Here is a 21,733-nt window from a genome sequence, read left to right on the forward strand (position 1 = left end):
TTCGCCGACGGGACGGTGTGGAGCTACGATGATCTGGCTGCGATGGCGGCGCCGAACCAGGACGTCTCGCAGACAGCGACCTCGACACGGTATGTCGGCACCGCAGGCGACGACGACATTAATGCCTTCGTGAACTCGGACGTCCAGATTGACGGTGGTGACGGGAACGACAGACTGCGTTCTGGTGATGGCGATGACGTTCTGACCGGCGGCCGGGGCGACGACCAGCTTTCGGGCGGCTACGGCAGCGACACCTACCGCTTTTCGCGTGGATTCGGCCATGACGTCATTCAAGACGGCGGCGGCGGCGGCGGCTTTCCGTCCGGCGGCGGGGAGAACTTCCGATCGAGCGCAGTCCGTGCGTTCGTCAATGCGGATGGCGATGCTTCGTCCGAAACAAGCATCATCGAGTTCGATGGAACTATCGCGGCTAGCGATGTGGTCGTGGACTATGATCCCGCGTCCTATCGCGGCGATCTGCGTCTTCGGATAGTTGGCACCAACGACACGCTCGTGCTCGAGGGTGCGCGTGGCGGCGGTTCCGGCGGGGGCGGCGACTTCCCATCGGTGGTGGCTCGTAGCCTGTCGTCGTTGGGCGCGGATGCCACGGCATACGAGGTCCGTTTCGCGGACGGCAGCACATGGACTCTGGCCGATCTGCTCGCGCGTGCCGTGGAGGCACCGGTCCTCGACATCCAGCCTAGCGTGGACCTGGAAGGCGGAAACGGTGACGACGTCCTTACCGGAACGGATGGCCGAGATACTCTGTCGGGTGGCGCTGGTGACGACGTACTGAGCGGTGGCTACGGTAGCGACGTCCTGATTGGTGGTACCGGTGACGATCAGCTGGACGGCGGTAGCGGGGTCGACACCTATGTGTTCGCGCCTGGTTTCGGTCAGGACGTGATCAACCAGTATTACTATTATTACGGCGATGGCGACACGATCGAATTCACCAGCGGGATCACCGCCGACCAGATCGTCGTCGAACGTCCGTCCTACTACTCGTACGACAATCTCATTCTGCGCGTGGCGGGTACCGAGGACCGGATCACGGTCCGTTATGGCAGCAACGGCTATGTGATCGGTACGGTCAAGTTCGCCGACGGCACCGTCTGGTCTGGGCGCGAGCTCCTGAACCGTGCCGTGGTGCCAGGGAACGTCCTGATCAATGCACCTACGCAGGGTGCGACCATGACCGGTACCGCTGGGGACGACCGATTGACGGGCACCCAGGGCGATGACGTCATCAGCGGCGATGGCGACCGTCTACTTCAGCCTGTCGGGCCGAATCTGCTTGTCAACGGCAGCTTCGAAGATGCCGGTGACGCTTTCCAGTACCAGGGCTGGGGCGGCCGCAGCGCCGAAAAGATCCCGGGATGGACGCGCGAAAACAGTCAGGGCTGGGAGCTGGTCGACAGCGGCAACGGCGGCGTTGCCGCGAGCGACGGCGCCAGCTGGGTCGATCTCGATTCCGGCGGCGGCTACGGCAGCAACATGGTGATCTCGCAGACGGTCGCCGGACTTGCGGCCGGCGAAACGCTGCTTCTTCAGTTCGACCACGCCAACCGCACATATCCCGAGAGCGGCGGGATGGAGGTGCTCTGGAACGGCACGGTGATCGCAAGTTTCGCGGACAGCACGACCGCGATGCTTCATGCCACGTTGCAGGTCGTCTCGGTCGAGGGTGACAACATCCTCTCCTTCCGAGGCACGGGCTATGAGGACAATACGGGTGCGTCCCTCGATAACGTCCGTCTGACTCATCTCGTCGAGACGACGGGTACCGGCGGCGGCGACGATCAGCTCTTCGGCCTGGGCGGCGCGGATGTGCTCGTCGGCGGCCTCGGTGACGATCAGCTCTACGGCGGTGAGGGTGACGACCAACTCGATGGCGGCATCGGCAACGATCGCTTGGACGGCGGAAACGGCAACGATCAGCTTGACGGAGGCACAGGGGACGACCAGCTCGTTGGTGGCTACGGCGACGACACGTACGGTTTCGCGAGCGGCTCCGGCCAGGACCGCATCGTAGAGACCCAGGGCTACGACCGCATCGTATTCGCAGCTGGGATCTCGGCTGCTGACATTTCCGTCGCGCGTAACGGCGCGGGCGATCTGCTCATCGTACTCATCGCGACAGGAGACAGGCTCCTCGTTCAGGGGCACTTCAACGACTACGGCAGTCGCGCGATCGAAGAGATGCGTTTCGCCGACGGTACCGTGCTTGGCGGCGAGGCGATCGCCGCGCTGACACGCGCAGGAAGTGGGTCTGCGGACACGCTCAACGGAAGCGATGCGGACGATGCTCTCGCCGGCCTGGCCGGCGACGATACGCTCATCGGCAATGGCGGGAACGATCTCCTCGAAGGGGGCCGTGGAAACGACCGGCTGGTCGGCGGCGCGGGTGACGATACACTCGACGGCGGGCGCGGCGATGATGTGTTGGCTGGCGGCCTCGGCGACGATGTCTACCGGATCGGGATCGGAGACGGCCAGGACGAGATTCAGGATGAGGGCGGTAACGATACCCTCGTCTTCACGGCGGGGATCGCTCCCGGTGATGTGACGGTAGAGCGTCAGGGTGCACGGCTCGTCCTCCATCTCGTCGGCGGTGGCGTGGTTGCCATCAGCAACGGGATCGATACGCCGAGCGGTGGAATCGAGTCGGTTCGTTTCGCGAACGGTACCGTATGGAGCACGAGTGATCTCGTTGCCCGCGCGCTATCGGGCACCATCGGTGACGACAGCTATACGGGGACTGCGGGCGACGACAGGATCGGCGGCGGTGCCGGACGCGACGTCCTGCTCGGTCTCGCTGGCAACGACCAAATCGACGGCGGCATCGGCGATGACCGGATCGACGGCGGCGCAGGCGACGACGTCCTCGTCGGGGGCAAGGGCCGCGATCTGCTGATCGGCGGAACCGGGGCAGACACATACGTTTTCCGAGCCGGCGACGGCGATGACCGGATCGAGGACCGCGGCGATACGGCCGTCGATGTTCTGCAAATCGAGGGCTACGCCACCGGCGAGGTTCGCTTCGCTCGGCTTGGCGACGACCTCGTAATCCGCTTTTCGGGCAGCCGCGACCGGGTGACCGTTGCGGGTGCGTTCGCAAACGGCGGCAACGTGGTGGAAGCGGTGACCATCGTGGACTCGGGCATTACGCTCGATCTCGCAGCAGTCGCTGCAATGCTCGTACCTGACGTCGCGACGAGCGGCCTCTATCTGCAGGGCAGCGGCAACGACGACTCGCTGGCAGGCAACTCGGGCGATGACTACCTTGCCGGCGGCGAGGGTGCCGACGCACTCGACGGTGGTGCTGGCGACGATGTCTTCGCTGGGATCGGCGACGACCTCGCAGTCGACGTCTTCACCGGTGGTACGGGTCGTGACGTCTACGCCTATGTTCCTGCTGGAGGCATCGGACCGGATCGCGCGACCGATGTCATCACCGACTTCCAGGTCGGTGCTGGCGGCGACGTCATCCGCTTCGCCGAGGGCAATCCGGACCCATTCGAGGACGGCCGGGTCAAGCTCGTACAGAGCGGATCGGACACCCTTCTTCTTGTCCGCGATACCGAAGGCAACGACCATCCCACTCTGCGTCTGGTCGGCGTAGCTGTAACCGACCTGACTGCGGCCAATTTCGACGGCGTCCGGATCGGGTTGGACAATTCGGTATCGATCAGCGACGGCGATGCTGGCGCGACGCTCGGCGGAACCGCAGGCAACGATCGAATCCTCGGTAACGGCGGCAACGACACCATCTTCGGCTATGCCGGAAGCGACCGTCTGTCGGGCGGTGACGGCGACGACTCCCTCGATGGCGGGTTCGACGACGACCAGATCTCTGGCGGCGCGGGCAACGACCTGATCGAGGGCGGCCGTGGCCACGACGTGTTGGCGGGGGGAGCCGGCGACGACGTCGTCCGGGGCGGGGCGGATGTTGATGCCGGCTTCGAAGGCGACCTGTTCGACGGCGGTACCGGCGATGACCGGCTCTATGGCGGTACGGGCGACGATACCTATCGGTTCGCGCGGGGCGCTGGCCATGATGTGATTCTTGATGCGGGTGGACAGGACCGCTTGGAATTCGGTGCGGGCATCGCGCAAGCCGATGTCTCCGTCGTGCGTAGCGGTAGCGATGCGCTGGAGTTCCGCATCGCTGACAATGGCGGCCGCATCCTGCTGTCGCAGGCTCTGCTTCCGGGCGGTGCCATCGAGACGATCGCATTCGCGGACGGCACGTCTTGGAATTGGAGCGATCTCGTCACCCGGTCGATGCAGGCGACCGATGGCAACGATCAGATCGTAGGCTTCGTCGCCCCAGGCGCCACGACGGGCATCGTTTTGACCGGCCTTGCGGGCAACGACCGCCTCACAGGTACCGCGCTTGCTGACGTGTTGGTTGGCGGTATCGGTGACGATCGGCTCGAAGGTGGGGAGGGTGACGATGTATACCGCTTCGCCCGCGGTGACGGACAAGACACCATCGTCGATACTGCTGGCGCGAACCGGGTCGAGTTCGCCGCGGGCATAAACCCCTTCGACGTGCGCATCGTGCGCGGACGCGAGACGATCGCGCTTGAGATCGTCGGGACAGGTGACCGGATCGACCTCGGCAGCACCGCATCCCCCACCATGCCGATACAGCAGATTGCCTTTGCCGACGGCACGGTGTGGACCGCCGAGACGATGGTTGCGATGGCGATGGCGCCGACTGATGGCGACGATCTGATCTATGGCACCAACGGCACCGACGCGATGACGGGCGGAGCCGGAGATGACCGACTGATCGCGCGCGACGGGGACGACACGCTTGCCGGCGGGGCTGGCGTCGACCGGCTCGAAGGCGGGCTCGGGAATGACGAATATCGTTTCGCGGTCGGTGACGGGCAGGACACGATCGTCGACACCGGGGGCGGCAATGACGTGCTTTCGCTCGGCGCTGGATTCGCGCCAGGGACCACCCGCGTGCGTCAAAGCAACGATGGCACGCGCTTCACGCTTGCCGCGGCGACCGGGGATGACCGGATCACGATCGACAACGCGCTGGGTGCCGGCCGGATCGAGCTAGTCCGCTTCGCGGACGGCAGTCAGTGGACAGTGGCGGATCTGATCGCGCATGCCGCATCGATCGGCGACGACGTGATCCACGGCGACGACGCCGCCAATATCCTCTCGGGTGGTTTGGGCGACGATCTGCTCGTCGGCGGCGGGGGCGAGGACGTCTACCGCTTTGCCAAGGGTGATGGTCGCGACACGATTCGTGACGACGCAGCCAGCATCGGCGACCGTCTCGAGATCTCGGGCTATTCTGCTGGCGATCTCCGCTTCTCCAGGCGCGGTGTGGGCAGCGACGATGTCGTGATCCGCTTCGCGAACGGCGGGGACGAGATCGTCATCCTCGATGCGCTCGCGGGAAATCGCGGCGTCGAGCAGATCCTGCTCACGGACACGGGCTCGACGTTGTCGGTTGCGGACATCGCGCAGGCGGTGCTCGCTGCGGGTTCCACGGACGGTAACGACACTGTCGTGGGCACGCCGGCGAACGACACGATCACTCCCGGAAAGGGCGACGACCTCGTCCGCGGAGAAGGCAACGACGATACGTACGTCTATCGCCGCGGTGATGGCGACGATCGGGTCGATGGCCTTAACGGTGGCAACGACGTCGTCCGTCTTGATGGACTGGTGGTTGCGGATGTTGCGTCTGCGGTGCGCGCCGGCGTCGACAGCGACGATCTCATCGTCACCTTTGCAAACGACGGCGACCGACTGGTGCTGCGCGGCGCACTTGCCTCGCGCAACGGCGACGGGCAGAGCCTCGTTCTCCGCTTTGCCGACGGTACGGTGTGGAACCGTGACGCAATGCGGGCCCGCGCACTGGTCGACATCGCGAGCACGGGCAGCGACGCGATCTCCGGCTTCGACGGTGCCGACCGTCTTGCAGGCGGTAAGGGCGATGACACGCTGAAGGGCGGCGCCGGCGGCGATCGCTACGTCTTCGCGCGCGGTGACGGGCGCGACACGATCGTGGACTCGGACGCCTCGGGTGCGACCGACATCGTCCAGTTCGTCGGCCTCACGTCCACGGATGTTTCCGTCGAGCGGCTGTTCCGAGGTAGTGAAACCGTCGTGTTCCGTTTCGCCTCGTCGCTCGACGACAGCGTTACCGTGGTCGACGCGCTTGCGGCCGATGGCCGCGGAGCCGAGACGTACAGCTTCGCAGACGGCGTGACGTGGTCGCGCTCCAAGCTAAGTGAACTGCTAGCCAACCGAGCACCCGTCGCAGCGCGGGACGGCTTCTTCTCGGTCACCACGGGACAGGCGCTCACGATCCGAGCAAGCGATCTCACGCGCAACGACTTCGATGCCGACGGCGACCCGATCCGGATCGTCTCGGTGGACGGAGGCGATCACGGCGCCGCTACTCTCGACGCCCAGGGGAACGTGGTCTTCACGGCCACCGGGGGCTTCTACGGTCCGACCCAGTTCCGCTACACTTTGTCCGACGGCCGCAACGGCTTCGCAGCGGGGGCGGTCGACGTTCGTGTCCGGCCGGTCGCGACCGCGATCGACGACACCGGCTTCACAGTAGCGGAGGACGATGGTCTCACGATCCGCGTCGAGCGGCTGCTGTCGAACGATATCGACGGCGACCGAATGCTGATCGGTCAGGTTTATGGCGCTGTCGGCGGAATGGCGACACTCGCGAGCGACGGCAGCATCGGCTTCACGCCTGATGCGAACTTCAACGGTCGCGCGTCCTTCAGCTACGTCGCTAACACGCCTGAAGGCGGGCGTGCCGAGGCGAAGGTCTACATTGACGTGACGCCAGTCAACGATGCGCCGAGCACGGTCAGCGACGGCGGTTTCGTAACGGCCGAAGGCACCGCGTTCACCATCGATCCTGCAACCCTGATCGCGAACGATCGCGACATCGATGGCGACCGGCTGACGGTGACGGGCCTCGGCTCGAGCGCGAACGCGGTTGTCTCGATCACCGCGGATGGTCGCATCCAAGTGCGTCCACGCGACTATTACTGGGGTGACACCTACTTCGACTACACGGTCTCTGATCCATCGGGTGCGACTGCAACCGGACGCGTGTTCCTTACCGTCACGCCGGTCAACGATCCGCCCGAAGCCCATGACGATCGATTCACGCTGACCCAGGCGGGCGGACCGATCCTGGAAGACAATCCGATCGTTCTGTCGGCCGAGCGCCTGCTCGCCAACGACATCGAGCATGACGGCGAGACGATGCGTCTGACCGCCGTGGGCGGGACGCACGGCGGCAATGCGCGTTTGCTCGAGAACGGTACCGTGCTGTTCGAGCCTTATGCGGACTTCAACGGCGATGCCTGGTTCGACTATCAGATTACCGACGACCACGGCGGCTACGGCTGGGCGCGGGCGACGATCGCGTATCAGCCGGTCAACGACCGTCCTGTGGCCGGAAACGACAGCTACGACGACCCCGCCTTCTACTTCCTGCGCGGGCAGGAGGACACGGCGATCGACATCGCGATCATCGAGCTTCTGAAGAACGACTTCGATCCCGAAGGCTATGCATTGCATTTCGAGCAGGCAGGCCAGGCGATCAACGGCGACATCCGCGTCCACGACGGCGTGATCACGTTCACGCCGGACAAGGACTTTTGGGGTGACGCCACCTTCGCCTATACGGTCACCGATCCCGAAGGTGCGGTGAACGGCGGGCGCGTCACGCTGCACTTCGACAACGTCAACGATGGCCCGCCCGTCGCACGCGATGATCAGGTCTTCGTCTACGAGGACGTGCCGACGCTGATCCCGATCTCCGCGCTGCTCGGCAACGACGACGATATCGATCGCAACCCGCTGACGCTCGTGGACTTCGCCGCCATCCGCGGCCTGAACGGCACGCTGGAACTGGACGGCAAGGGCAACATCCTCTTCACGCCCAATCGCGATGCGTCGCAGTCGTCAGGGTTCTCCTACACCATCACCGATGGCGTCGACGGATACGCAAGCGCCAGCGTCGACATCGTGATCATCCCGTCCAATGACGATCCGACGGTGGTCGACGACCAGGGGTTCACGACTCCGTACGGCGTGCCGATGGTGATCCGCGCTGCGGACCTGCTGTTCAACGATTACGACATCGAGCAGGCCGACCATGACGGGGACGGCGTTCGTGATGACGATCTGGACGCGCCGAACCGCGCACGGCCGAGCTTTGCTGGTATCAGCGCAGTGCTGGATCCCACTGCGCTGGCGCAGGGACAGCGTGTGGAGATTGGCACCGCTGAACTCGTCACGTTCCGCGGCGAACAGTTCGTTGTCGTTCGCCTGTCGGCGGACTTTGTCGGTGACCTGACGATCGAATATCGCATCGCAGACGAGCAGGGTCTGGAAGACACGGGCTTCGCAACGGCGAGCGTCGATAGCTTCTATACCGGAACGCTGCTTGGCTCGGGCAAGATCGACTATATCGAGGGTACTGCCGCTGCCGATACCATCCGGACCGGCAAGAGCGACGACTGGATCCGTGCGTTCGCGGGCAATGACGTGATCGAAGCGGGCGATGGCGACGACGTGATCGAAGCTGGCGACGGCGACGATCTGATCGACGGCGGAGCAGGTGCGGATGCGATCAACGGCGGTGCAGGCTACGATACGGTAACCTTCACCGGCTCGACCGTGGGCATCAGGGCCGACCTCGAGTCACGTGTCGGTCAGGGCGGTGTGGCGCAGGGCGACACCTATGTCGGGATCGAGGCCCTCGTCGGCACCCGGTTCGGCGACATCCTGGGCGGCAATGCCCAGGCGAACCGACTGGAGGGCGGTGACGGCAACGACCAGCTCGCCGGTCGAGGCGGAAACGACACTTTGATCGGCGGTGCGGGTAACGACACGCTCGACGGCGGTGCGGGCGCCGACCTGCTCGACGGCGGCGATGGCATCGATACCGCGACCTGGTTCTCGGTCGACGGCACGAGCCCAGCCGGCGTTCAGGTCTCTCTTGCCGACGGCACCGCGCATGGCGGCGATGCCGAGGGCGACGTGCTGGTCGGCATCGAGAACCTCGTCGGCACGGACTTCGCTGACGTTCTGACTGGCGATGCGGGAGCGAACACCCTTCAGGGTGGACGCGGTGACGACACGCTTGACGGCGGAGCCGGCGACGATGTCCTCGTCGGTGGGCGTGGTGCCGACAGGCTGCTGGGCGGCGACGGCGTCGACATCGCCGACTATTCGCTGTCTGCAGAAGGCGTCACGATCGATCTCGCCGACGGATCGGCCGGCAGCGGCGACGCGCAAGGCGATACGTTCTCGGGTATCGAGATTGTCCAGGGGTCGTACCATGACGACGTCATTCGGGGCGACTCAAGCGACAACCGACTGCGTGGCGGGCTCGGAGCGGATCTGATCGACGGACGCGGCGGCTTCGACATCGCCGATTATTCCGCTGCCGACGCAGCCGTATCGGTTGATCTGGGCACCGGACGGGGCTTGGCGGGCGAGGCACTGGGCGATCGCCTGGTCGCGATCGAGCAGGTTACCGGATCGATCTTCGCTGATACGCTAACCGGCGGAGCCGGGTCGGACACGTTCGACGGCGGTCACGGCGACGACCGGATCGCCGGTGGCTCTGGCTCGGATACATACCTGTTCGGCTTCGATCGCGATGCGGACACGATCGTCGAAGCGGGCGATGTTGCCGATGAAGACCGGCTCGTCATGCTTCAGGGCGTAGCCCCTAAGGACGTGTCGTTGATCAGGGAGGGCAACGACCTCGTCGTCGAACTGGAGAACGACGGCGGCTTCATCACCGACAGCGTGCGCATCAAGGACCATTTCAACGGTGCTTCGAGCGGCATTGAACAGATCGTCTTTGGCAATGGCGTGACATGGGATCGCGACCGGATGGAAGCGCTTGTGCGCGCCGGACGCCTCAATGCACAGGACGACGTGTATCTCTTCGGCAGCGAGGACGTCGTCGCTACGATCAACCCATCGACGCTCGTCGCCAACGACTTCTCAGCGGGCTATGACGGCCTGCTGACGTTGGTCTCGGTCGGCAATGCGAATCATGGTGCGGTTTCGATCGGTCTCGACGGGCAGATCCGCTTCCTCGGTGACGCCAACTACAATGGCGACGCCTTCTTCGACTATACGGTCCGCGACGATTTCGGGCGTGAGACGACCGCACGTGTCGAGGTCGACCTTGCGGCCGTCAACGACGCGCCGGTAGGCGTCGACGACGCTTTGATCGCCGGTATCGAGGATACGGTGCTCCGCATTCGGATCGATTCCCTGCTCGCGAACGACTATGATGTCGATGGCGACCGCGAGTTTGAACCACTCACGATCATCGGGGCGATGCCGCTCAAGGATGCGAACGGCAACGATCTCTATCCGTATTGGGACAAGTTCAACTATCAGGGTCCGGCGACAAACGTCACCTGGAAGCTGTCGGGTCAGTATATCGAATTCAAGGTAGCGCCGGACTATTTCGGTTTCGCCGGGTTCCAATACACTGTCGCCGACAGTCAAGGTGCGACCTCGACCGCGAAGGTCGAGCTCTACATCGCTCCCGTCAACGATGCGCCGCGGATCGGCGATGCCAAGCGCTCCATCCGCCTCGAGACCGTCACGACGCTGTCCGTCGCCGATCTCATGGCCAACGTCTATGATGTCGAAGGTGACGCCTTCACGTTCGTCGGTCTCCACTATGCCGCCGACGGTCGCGCTACGAACAACGGCACCGCCGTGTGGGACGAGGCGACGCGTACCATCGCCTACACACCCGGCGCTCTCGGTGCTGGCCGGATCAGCTTCGACGTGATCGATGCGCGCGGTGCCAGCGCGACGTTGGACTATGCCGTCAAGGTTCGGCCGCTCAACGACGCCCCGGTCGCCAATGGCGATTACGGTCTGCGCACGCTCGAGGACCAGATCCTGGTCATCGACCCCAAGTCGCTGCTCGCGAACGATACCGACGAGAACGGCGACACGCTGGTGCTTACGGGGCTCTCGCGCTTCGGCGACAACGGCAAGGTGCGTCTGCGCGACGACGGCATGATCGAATTCCGTCCCCGCGCGGATTATAATGGCGGGGCGGGCTTCACCTATACGATTAGCGACGGACGAGGGGGGACCGCGACCGCCTACGTCGCAATCACCGTGATGCCGCGCAACGATGGACCGGTGCTGCGCGACGATCTGGTCACCGGAATGGAAGACGGGGCACTCTACGTCATTCCAGGCGAGGCGTTCGGCAACGATCTGGACCTGCAGGGCGACGTACTGTTCTTCCGTGACGCCCATGTTCTCGGAGAGCTGGCGACCCGGTACATCTCGTCGGGCTATACCGTTGAGGCGAAGGCGGGGAATAACGAGGTGTTGCCGACCTGGTTGCATTTCGATGCGACGACGATGACATTCACGGGAAGCCCGCCCGAAGGCGCCCGCGTCTTCGACGTTGCGGTATTCCTTCACGATCCCTCGAACGGCGCGACCTATGTTCAGCACTACGGGTTTGGTCCGGCTCAGGCGTCCGCGCTCGCCGGTGGCCTGTCGGTCCGCGAGGACGTGCTCGCCGGCTTCCAGGTGCGGACACCGTTCGCAGAAAGCTTCGAGTTCGGTGCAGAGGCTTTCCGTGCAGGGACGACCGTCGTGGCGACGCTGGCCGACGGCTCGGCCCTGCCGACCTGGCTGAGCTTTGACGCTGCCTCCCGAACGTTCGCCGGAACCCCGCCCACGGACGTAACCGGACCGATCGAGGTCAGGCTGGCCTTCGCTTGGCACGATCCAAGCAACGCCTCAGTATCCACGGTGACGTACGCCGACACGGTGACGCTCGACCCCAGTCGGCTGGCGACGGCGCGGGTCGCGTATGACAGCGGCGTCGCGCTCTTCGACATGGCGCAGGGATCTATCGACGCGACGCTGACGGGCGGCCGTCCGTTGCCCGACTGGCTCTCATTCGACGCCGCCACGCGGCAGGTCTCCCTCAGCGGGTTCGCACCGGATGCCGATGCTCCGCTCGCACGACTGCAGGTCACCTTTACGCCTGCTCCCGAACTGCTCGGGCAGAACGTCTACGACGCCTCCAAGCGCGGGTTCACGCTGGAGTTCTTGATCGATCCGACGAAACCGCTCAACCCCGCGATCAATGCAGCACTGGCTGGCAATCCATATTTCGCAGCACAGGGCATGTTCTCGCTCGACCTCGGTACCGCGGCTGTCACCGCTGCACGCGAGAGCCGCGCGCCGCTTCCGACGTGGCTGGGCTTCGATCCCGTAACGCTCGGCTTCACGGGGACTCCGCCCTCCAGTTTCATTGGTGCGGTGCCGGTCCGGCTCGACGTTATCGGCAACGGTTCCACGGTGCCGACGATGTCGATCATTACCGAAGTGGCCGTCGATCCGACGTACACGCTCGTGCCGATTGGTGCATCCGCTGCGACCGCAGCGGAACGGATCACACTAAACGCGCCCGACGACTTTAACGGCGCGATCGCCATCGGCTACGACGCGAATGACGAGAAGGGGGGTGTTTCTTCCAAGCCCGCCACCATCGTGTTCGACGTAACTCCCGTGGCCGAGCGCCCCGATGCCTTCGGTGACGCCTACACGCTGCGTGAAGCTGATACGGTCAGTTTCCGGGTAGCCGATCTGATGGCGAACGACCGCGACGACGATGGCGACCGGATGCGGATCACAGCGCTCGGCACGACGACGAATGGCCAGATAACGATCGCACTCGCGGTCGCGAGCTTCGACGCTCCCGCGGGTCTAGCGCATGATGGCGCGATCTGGACGGCGAAGCTTGCCGACGGCAGTGCGCTGCCCGAATGGATGGTGCTGGATTCCGTCACCGGACGGATCACCGCAACCGTGCCGCTCGGCGTACGCGGCGAGTATGCTGTCCGTTGGACGAGCACGGTCGCAGGCACGGTTTCCAGCGCACTCTCGACCGCTAGCGTCGATGGCAATCTCGCGATGGTGACCTACACCCCGAACGGCGGCTTCTCGGGCGCGGACGGCTTCGTCTATACCCTTACCGACGACCGGCAGGGAGAGACGTCTGGGCAGGTGGCGCTCACCGTGCTCTCGCGCTTCGACGCTCCGATCGCACGCACCGATCATTTCTACGGCGTGGAGGCCACGCCTCTGGTACTCACCATCGCCGATCTTCTCGCGAACGACAGCGACGTCGATGGCGACCCGATCCGCTTCGTCGGCGTACTTGATGCTGTAAACGGCGGCGTGACGTTCGATGGTACCAATATCGTCTTTACGCCGAAGCTTGGCTGGGATGGTCGCGCCACGTTCGACTATACCGTCACCGACGACAACGACGGCACCAGTATCGGTCATGTCGAGATCGACATCGCCTCGACCGACCGTGCGCCGACACTCGTCGACGACACGATCGTCACGGTAGAGGACACGCCGTACATCTTCACCGCTGCGGACCTGCTTGGGAACGACAGCGATCTCGATGGCGATGCAATCCAGTTAGTATCGCTGTCGCCGACCGCTACCGGAGGCCGGATCCTGACGCTTCCAGGCGGCCGCTTCCAGTTCGTGCCGGACGAGAACGTCAACGGCCGGGTCTCGTTCGGCTACGCTATCAGCGACGGTCGGCGTACCAGCAGCGGCCAGGTGACCTTCGCGGTCGCGCCCGTCAACGACGCGCCGATCGCGAACCCCGACGGCATCTATTTCGGTGAGCAGGACCAGCCGCTCGTCGTGAAGCTGTCCGATCTGATCGCCAACGACCGGGACGTCGAAGGCGACACGTTCGGCATCGTCGAGATCTTCGATGGCGACAACGGCACCGTCGTGCAGAACGGGGACACTGCCGTGTTCACCGGGCGGCAGGGCTATTACGGCAACGCCGGCTTCCATTACCGCGTCACTGATGCACACGGTGCGACCAGCGTCGGTTACGCCTCACTGATCATCAAACCCCAGTTCGACCTTCCTATCGCGGTCTCGGACCATGGGTTCGAGCTGCTCGAGGACGGCTATCTCGACATCGATCCGGCGGTGCTCGTCGCGAACGACTACGTCCCCGAAGGCACCACGCTCACCTTCCTCGGCCTGACCGGCGACGGAGTGACGAAGCTGGACGACGGCCGTTATCGTTTCACGCCGGGTCACGACTTCTTCGGTCAGATCACGCTCGGTTACGCGATCACCAACGAAAGCGGGTTCGCCATTCCAACGACGGTCACGATCAACGTGTTGCCGGTCGCCGATCGTCCGGTAGCGAACGACGATGCCCTCGTGATGATCGAGGACACAGCGCTCACCATCTTCACGACCCAGATCCTGGCCAACGATTTCGACGTCGATCGGCAGGCGATCGTGCTCAAGCGGATTGTCGGCGCGTACAACGTCGCAGTCGTCGACAACGGTATCGGGCAACTCGTCGTCACGCCGATCGCGGACGCCGCTGGTCCCGCATGGTTCGACTACGAGATCGCAGATTCGACCGGTCTGACGTCGACCGCAAGGGTCACGATCGGGATCGTGACCGTCAACGACGCGCCCGTCATAGGCGCGGTGCCGGTCCTTACCGGTATTGAGGATCAGCCCTTCAAAGCAGTACTGCCAAGCGGGCTGGTCACCGATGCCGATGGCGACGCCTTGGTGGTCGAACTTCGCGGCGTCGGTGGCTCGGCACTGCCCACTTGGCTGCACTTCGATCGCCAGACCCGTACGCTGTCGGGCAATCCGCCCGCCAACTACAACGGTCCGCTGGTCCTGGAACTCGCTGCCGACGACGGTACGGCTCAGACCGTTCGCCAGGTCGTCGTCTCGATCGCACCGATCAACGACGCGCCGGTGCTCGTGACGTCGCTTGCGGACCTTGCGGGGGCCGAGGATACTCCGTTCGCCTTCCACCTGGCGACAGAGGCGTTCGCCGACGTTGACGGCGACACGCTCGTCTTCACCGTCACCCTCGCAGACGGCAGTCCACTACCGACGTGGCTGCGGTTTGACGGGACGATGCTGTCGGGACAGGCGCCCGCCGACGTCAACGGTAGCTTTGCGCTCGCGGTCACGGCCAGCGACGGAAAGCTGGTCGTGCGTGACGCCTTCGATCTGGTGATTGCGGCGCGCAATGATGCGCCAGTGCTCGCGGTGGCACTGCCAGACGTAACGACTGCCGAAGACGGCAGGATCGACATCGTCATCCCCGCCGGCACCTTCACCGACGTCGATGGCGATGCACTGACGATCAGCGCGCGGCTCGCGTCCGGCGAAGCGCTCCCCAGCTGGCTCGTATTCGATGGTGTCAGGCTCAGTGGTTCTCCACCGGCCGACTGGAATGGCAGTCTCGAGATCGAGGTGCTCGGAAGCGATGGACAGATGTCCGCGTCGGATCGCTTCACGCTGACCGTCACACCCGTCAACGATGCGCCGTTCATGGTCGAGGGCACGAGCGCGCGTGGTGCTGTCGTGGAACAGGCCGGATCGTCCGGATCGAACGTCGTCATTCAGACCGGCGGAACGCTGCGGTTCACCGACGTCGACGCGAGCGACCTTCACGCTACGACCGTCGGAACGGTATCGGCGAGCGGGAACGTCGATCGCCTGCCGCCGGCTGCTGACTTGCGGAACTGGCTCTCGATCGGTGCGGTGCAGGAACCGAACGCGACGGATGCCGGTTCGGTCGCCTGGTCGTTCGGTGCGCCTGATGCTGCCTTCGACTATCTCGCAGCTGGCGAGACGGTGACCCTGACGTATCAGGCGGAGATATCGGACAGACAGGGTGCCGTTGCGGCCCAGCCCCTGACCATTACGGTCACTGGGACCAACGACCTGCCGACGATTGCGCAGGGCACCACCGCTAGCGGATCGATCACAGAGCGTCCGGATACCGGCGGATCGACAAGTATCGATCATGCTTCCGGCACCCTGCGCTTCGTCGATCTGGATCGTAGCGACCGTCATGCTGCCGATGTCACCGGCGTTACGGTTGTCGGCGCCACGGACGGTCTGCCAGCAGCCGCTACGCTGCTGTCCTGGCTTTCGACGAGTGCCCTCGTCGAACAGGTCGACAGTGCTTCGGGCAGCGTGGATTGGAGCTTCGCAGCTCCGGACGGTACGTTCGACTACCTCTCCACCGGACGGACCGCAGAACTCCACTATGTGATCCGAGTAGCCGACGATCACGGCGGCAGCGTCGACCAGACCGTCGTTGTGACGGTGACCGGCACCAACGACGCGCCGGTGATTGCGGCGGACACCTCCGCGACCGGCAGCGTGGCCGAACGTGTAGGCACATACGGCTCGACCGCGCTGGACACGGCGACCGGGACGATCCGCTTCGTCGATCTCGACCTCGTAGACGTACATGCAGCTTCGGTCGGCGGCGTGGGTATCAGCGGAGCAACGCGGGGCTTGCCACCGACCGAGCGGCTACTCGCGATGTTGGCATTCTCATCCGTTGACGAGCCGTCGGGCTCGACGTCGGGCAGAGTGGGTTGGACCTTCGCAGCAGCCGATCGCGAATTCGATTACCTGGCCGATGGCGAGACGGTTACCCTCACCTATGCCGCTGCGATCACGGATGGTCAGGGTGGCATCGCCATGCAGCCGATCACCATCACGGTGACCGGCAGCGGCGACGCACCGACCATCGCTGCCGGAACGAGCGCTACGGCCTCGCTCACGGAACGCGATGCGACCACCGGCTCGACCGCTGCAGTGGCGCTGACGGGCACGATCCGCTTCGCCGATTCCGATATCCGCGCCACGCACACCGCAGGCGTCGTCGGAATGACGGTATCTGGTCGAAGCGACGGTCTGCCTTCGGGCACGACCATGCTGGACTGGTTCACGCAGGCGGCTCTTGTCGAGCAGGACGGAGCGACCGCGGGTTCCGCACCATGGAGTTTCGCCGCGCCCGACAGCGCCTTCGACTATCTCCGCTCGGGAGAGACCGCGACCCTCGTCTACACCGTACGGATCTCGGACGGCCATGGCGGCACGGTCGATCAACCAGTCTCGGTCACCGTGACTGGCACTAATGACTTGCCGCTGGTTGCGGTCGGTACGAGCCCGGCCGGAACGATCACCGAACGCGCAGGCGTTTCCGGATCGACCGCAAAGGACATGGTCTCCGGTACTGTCCGCTTCAACGATGCGGACCTTGGTGACGTTCATGCAGTCGGCATCGGCAGCGTTGTGGCCAGTGGCGCAACCACGGGGCTACCGGCGACAGAGGTCCTGCGACAGTTGCTGAGCCTCGGGGCGCTGACTGAAACGTCAGCCCAACAGGACGGCGGGATCGATTGGAGCTTTGCCGCTGCTGACAATAGGTTCGACTATCTTGCTGCGGGGGAGAGCGTGACGCTCACCTATCTGCTACAGGTGACCGATGGCCAGGGCGGGACGCTCGATCAGCCGGTGACGGTCACTGTCGTCGGCAGTGAGGACGCCCCAATCCTTGCCGCCGGAACCGCCGTGACAGGCGCTATCGTTGAGCGTGATCGCATGACCGGATCGACCGCGGTCGACACGGCCTCGGGCGTCATACGCTTCACCGACCTCGATCGGACGGACGTACATGCCGCGACCATCACAGGCGTCACGGTGTCGGGCGACACGGCAGGGCTTCCTTCGAACGCGACGCTGATGAACTGGTTCGTCGGGAGCACACTGTCCGAGCAGAGCGGGACGACGGCGGGATCGCTGCCGTGGAGCTTCTCCGCACCCGACGCGGCGTTCGACTATCTGGCCGACGGCCAGATCGCCACGCTGTCCTACGGGATCCAGATCACCGACGGTAAGGGCGGCAGCGTCGCGCAGACCGTGACGGTCACTGTAACCGGTACGAACGATCTGCCTACCGTGGCGACCGATACCACCGCGAACGCGGCACTGACCGAACGGACGAACAGCTCGGGCCTGACCGCGATAGACGGTGCGACAGGAACGATCCGCTTCGTCGATGCGGATATCGCCGACGTGCATTCCGCTGTGATCGGCGGCGTCACGATCTCCGGGTCGGCAACCGGCCTCCCCGGCAACGCGACCGTTCTCGGCTGGATGAGCAGAAACGCTGTCGCGGAACAAGCGAGCGGCGCGGCGGCCTCGCTGGCGTGGCAGTTCTCTGCCGCAGACTCGACGTTCGATTATCTGCGCGCAGGACAAAGTGTAACGTTGACCTACGCCTTCCAGATTACGGACGGGCATGGCGGCGTGCTCGAGCAGCCGGTGACGATCACGATTACCGGCACCAACGACGCACCGATCATCGCGAGCGGCACGAGCGCATCGGGTGCAATCACCGAGCGGACGGGTGCCATCGGCTCGACCCTCACGGACGGCGCCACCGGCACGATCCGCTTCACCGATCTCGACGTCGGCGATGCGCACAGTGCAAGCATAGCAATGGTCAGCGCGACCGGTGTAACCGGGGGGCTGCCGTCTAACGCGGCTCTACAGGCGCTACTGAGCCTGGGCGGGGTCACCGAACAGAGCTCTGCCACCCCAGGATCGATCGGGTGGAACTTCGGCGCAGCGGACAGCACCTTCGATTACCTCGCCGCGGACGAGACGGTGACGCTCACCTACACGGTGCAAATCGCCGACGGGCAGGGCGGGCTGGCCAGCCAGGCGGTCGTCCTGACCGTGACCGGGACCCAGGACGTCCCGACGATCGCTGCTGGCACGAATGCCGCCGGTGCGATCAGCGAACTGAGCCTGACCACAGGGTCCACCGCGTCCGACACTGCGTCCGGCACGATCCGCTTCGCCGATGTGGATCGGAGCGATCTGCACACTGCAATGGTAACTGGCGTAACCGTCTCCGGAGTAACTTCGGGGCTGCCAGCGAACGCAACCTTGCTGGGCTGGTTTGCAAAGGGCGCGCTCGTCGAGCAGAGCTCCGGTGCGGCTGGATCACTGCCGTGGAGCTTCTCGGCGACCGACAGCGCTTTCGATTACCTGCGTGCCGGGCAGGTCGCTACGCTCGTCTACGCGGTAAAGGTCGATGACGGCAGAGGCGGAAACGTCACTCAGAACGTCACGATCACTATCACCGGCACCGACGACGTGCCTTTGATCGCGAACGGAACCAGCGCGAGCGGGGCGATCACCGAACTCGCGAACACCACCGGTTCGACGACGAGCGACACAGCATCGGGAACTATCCGTTTCACCGATGCGGATCTAGGCGACACGCATGCTGCCAGCGTAGCAAGCGTCAGTGCAAGCGGCACGACTTCGGGACTGCCGGCGAACGGCGCGCTTCTTGCCATGGTCTCACTCGGAGCTCTCTCTGAACCTTCGGGTTCCACGGCAGGCTCCCTCGGCTGGAACTTCGCCGCGGCGGACAGGACGTTCGATTATCTCGCTCAAGGCGAGACCGTTACGCTCACCTACGCGGTTCAGGTATCGGACGGACAGGGGGGAACTCTCACGCAACCAATGACGGTCACCGTAACCGGAGCGAACGACGGTCCTACGGTCGCCACAGGCACCGGCGCAAGCGCATCGGTGACCGAACTGGCCAACACCACCGGATCCAACACGAACGATACTGCGTCGGGCATCATCCGCTTCACCGATCCGGACATTACCGACACGCACGCAGCGATCATCGCGAGCGTTGCTGCCAGCGGAGTCACGACCGGCCTCCCCAGCAATGCGGCGATCCTTGCGTGGCTGGCGGTTGGCGCAGACACAGAGCCGAACGGCAGCACGGCAGGGAGCCAGCCCTGGAGCTTCGCAGCACCGGATGCCGCGTTCGACTATCTTGGCGCAGGGCAGACGGCGACGTTCATCTATGCCGTCCAGATCTCGGACGGCAGAGGCGGGAGCGTCAGTCAGAACGTGACCATCGCTGTTACGGGCACCAACGATGCGCCGGTCGTGGTCGTGCCGGGCGCGCAGATCGCGCGCACGTCGACCGCGACGCGGATCACGGGCCTGTCGATCGGTGATCCTGACGCGAATGCGGGTTCCGAGACGGCGACGCTGACGACGACGCTCGGTACGATCGCGGCCACCGCCACCAACGGCGCGACGGTGACGGGGTCGGCCAGCAAGTCGCTGAAGATCAGCGGCACGGTCGCGCAGGTCAATGCGACCTTGGCCACGCTGACCTACACGTCCACCGCGACCGGCTCGGACACGATCGGCGTTGCTACCAGCGACGGCACCGTGACGACCACGCGGTCCATCGCAGTGACCACCAGCGCCTCGGCGAACCACGGTCCTGCGATGGATGCAGCCACCACGGCTGTAGGGGCGGTCTCCGAGATATCGGGCGTTTACGGTTCGACGACGTCAGATACGGCTAGCGGCTCGCTGCGGTTCACCGATGCGGACGTGCCCGACACCCACACGATCACCATATCCAGTGTCGCTGCGAGCGGCATCACGGCGGGGCTGCCGGCCAATGCTACGCTTCTCGCATACCTCAAGGCAGGTAGTGTAACCGAACCGTCCGGCACGACGCCGGGTGCAGCGACCTGGACCTTCTCGGCACCGGACAAGACGTTCGACTATCTGGGCGCCGGACAGGTCGCGACGCTGAGCTACGTAGTAACCGTGAAGGACAGCAAGAACGCGACCGTCACCCAGACCGTGACGATCACGGCGGCCGGCACCAACGACGCGGCGGTACTGGCGACCGGCTCCACTACCACCGGGGCAGTGACTGAACGGACCGCGACGCTTGGTTCTACTGCGAACGACACGGCGACCGGTGCGATCAGGTTCACCGATGAGAGCGGCGACACGCACATCGCGACGATCACCGGTGTGGCGTCGAGCGGGACTGCGACGGGCCTGCCGGCGAACGCTACGATGCTGACCTGGTTGGGGCTTGGCGCGCTTACCGAGCAAGCTGGTGCAACCGCTGGATCGCTGCCCTGGAACTTCGCTGCTCCCGACTCAGCGTTCGACTATCTCGGAAAGGGCAAGACGGCGACCCTCACCTACACGGTGCAGATCACCGACAATCGCGGCGCGGTGATGACGCAGGCCGTGACGGTGACCGTGACGGGCACGAACGACGTACCGACGGCAGCAGCGAAGTCCGGCTATACGACCGACAACTGGACTGCACTCACGATAACCGGCGCAACGCTGACGGCGGGAGCAACGGATCCGGACAGCACTGACGTTCAGGTGCTGTCGAGCGTACAGGGCGCCGTGAACGGGAGCGTGGCCCTCACGTCGGGCAATGCCGTTTTCACGCCGTCCGGGACCTATGTCGGTCCGGGGTCCTTCACCTACACGATCTCCGATGGGAACGGCGGTACCTCGACCGCCACCGCAAGCCTAAACATCACGCTCCATCAGACCAACGGTACCAGCGGGGCAGACACTCTGACCGGGACCGCGGGCAAGAAGGCGCAGATCGACGGGCTTGCGGGCGCCGACAAGATCACGGCGGGGTCGGCGGGCGACGTCATCATCGGCGGTGCAGGTAACGACACGCTGACCGGTGCGGCTGGCATCGACACCTTCGTCTATCGCGCGGGGTTCGGCATGGACACGATCGCGAGCTTCACCGCGACCGGGACATCGCATGACGTCCTCCAGTTCGACAAATCGGTCTTCGCCGATTGGAGCCATCTGCTCGGCGCAACGAAACAGGTCGGCAGCGACCTTCTGATCACGTATGACTCGACGAACACGATCACGCTGAAGAGCGTGGCGTTGGCGAACTTCACGTCGGCGGACGCGAGCTTCGTCTGAG

1 protein-coding gene (cut by a window edge) is annotated in these 21,733 nt (G+C 64.7%); it reads left to right on the forward strand.

Going from position 1 to position 21,733, the window contains the following annotated elements:
• On the forward strand, positions 1 to 21,732 hold the 3' portion of the coding sequence (locus O6Y00_RS00820) for a tandem-95 repeat protein (RefSeq protein ID WP_353441377.1). Its footprint begins 13,524 nt before the window's first position; 21,732 of the gene's 35,256 nt are visible here — the last part of the coding sequence; its start codon lies beyond the left edge, outside the window; it ends in the stop codon at positions 21,730 to 21,732.
• Position 21,733 lies beyond the last annotated feature (1 nt).

The organism is Sphingomonas faeni (assembly GCF_040407565.1).
Lineage (GTDB): Bacteria > Pseudomonadota > Alphaproteobacteria > Sphingomonadales > Sphingomonadaceae > Sphingomonas > Sphingomonas faeni_F.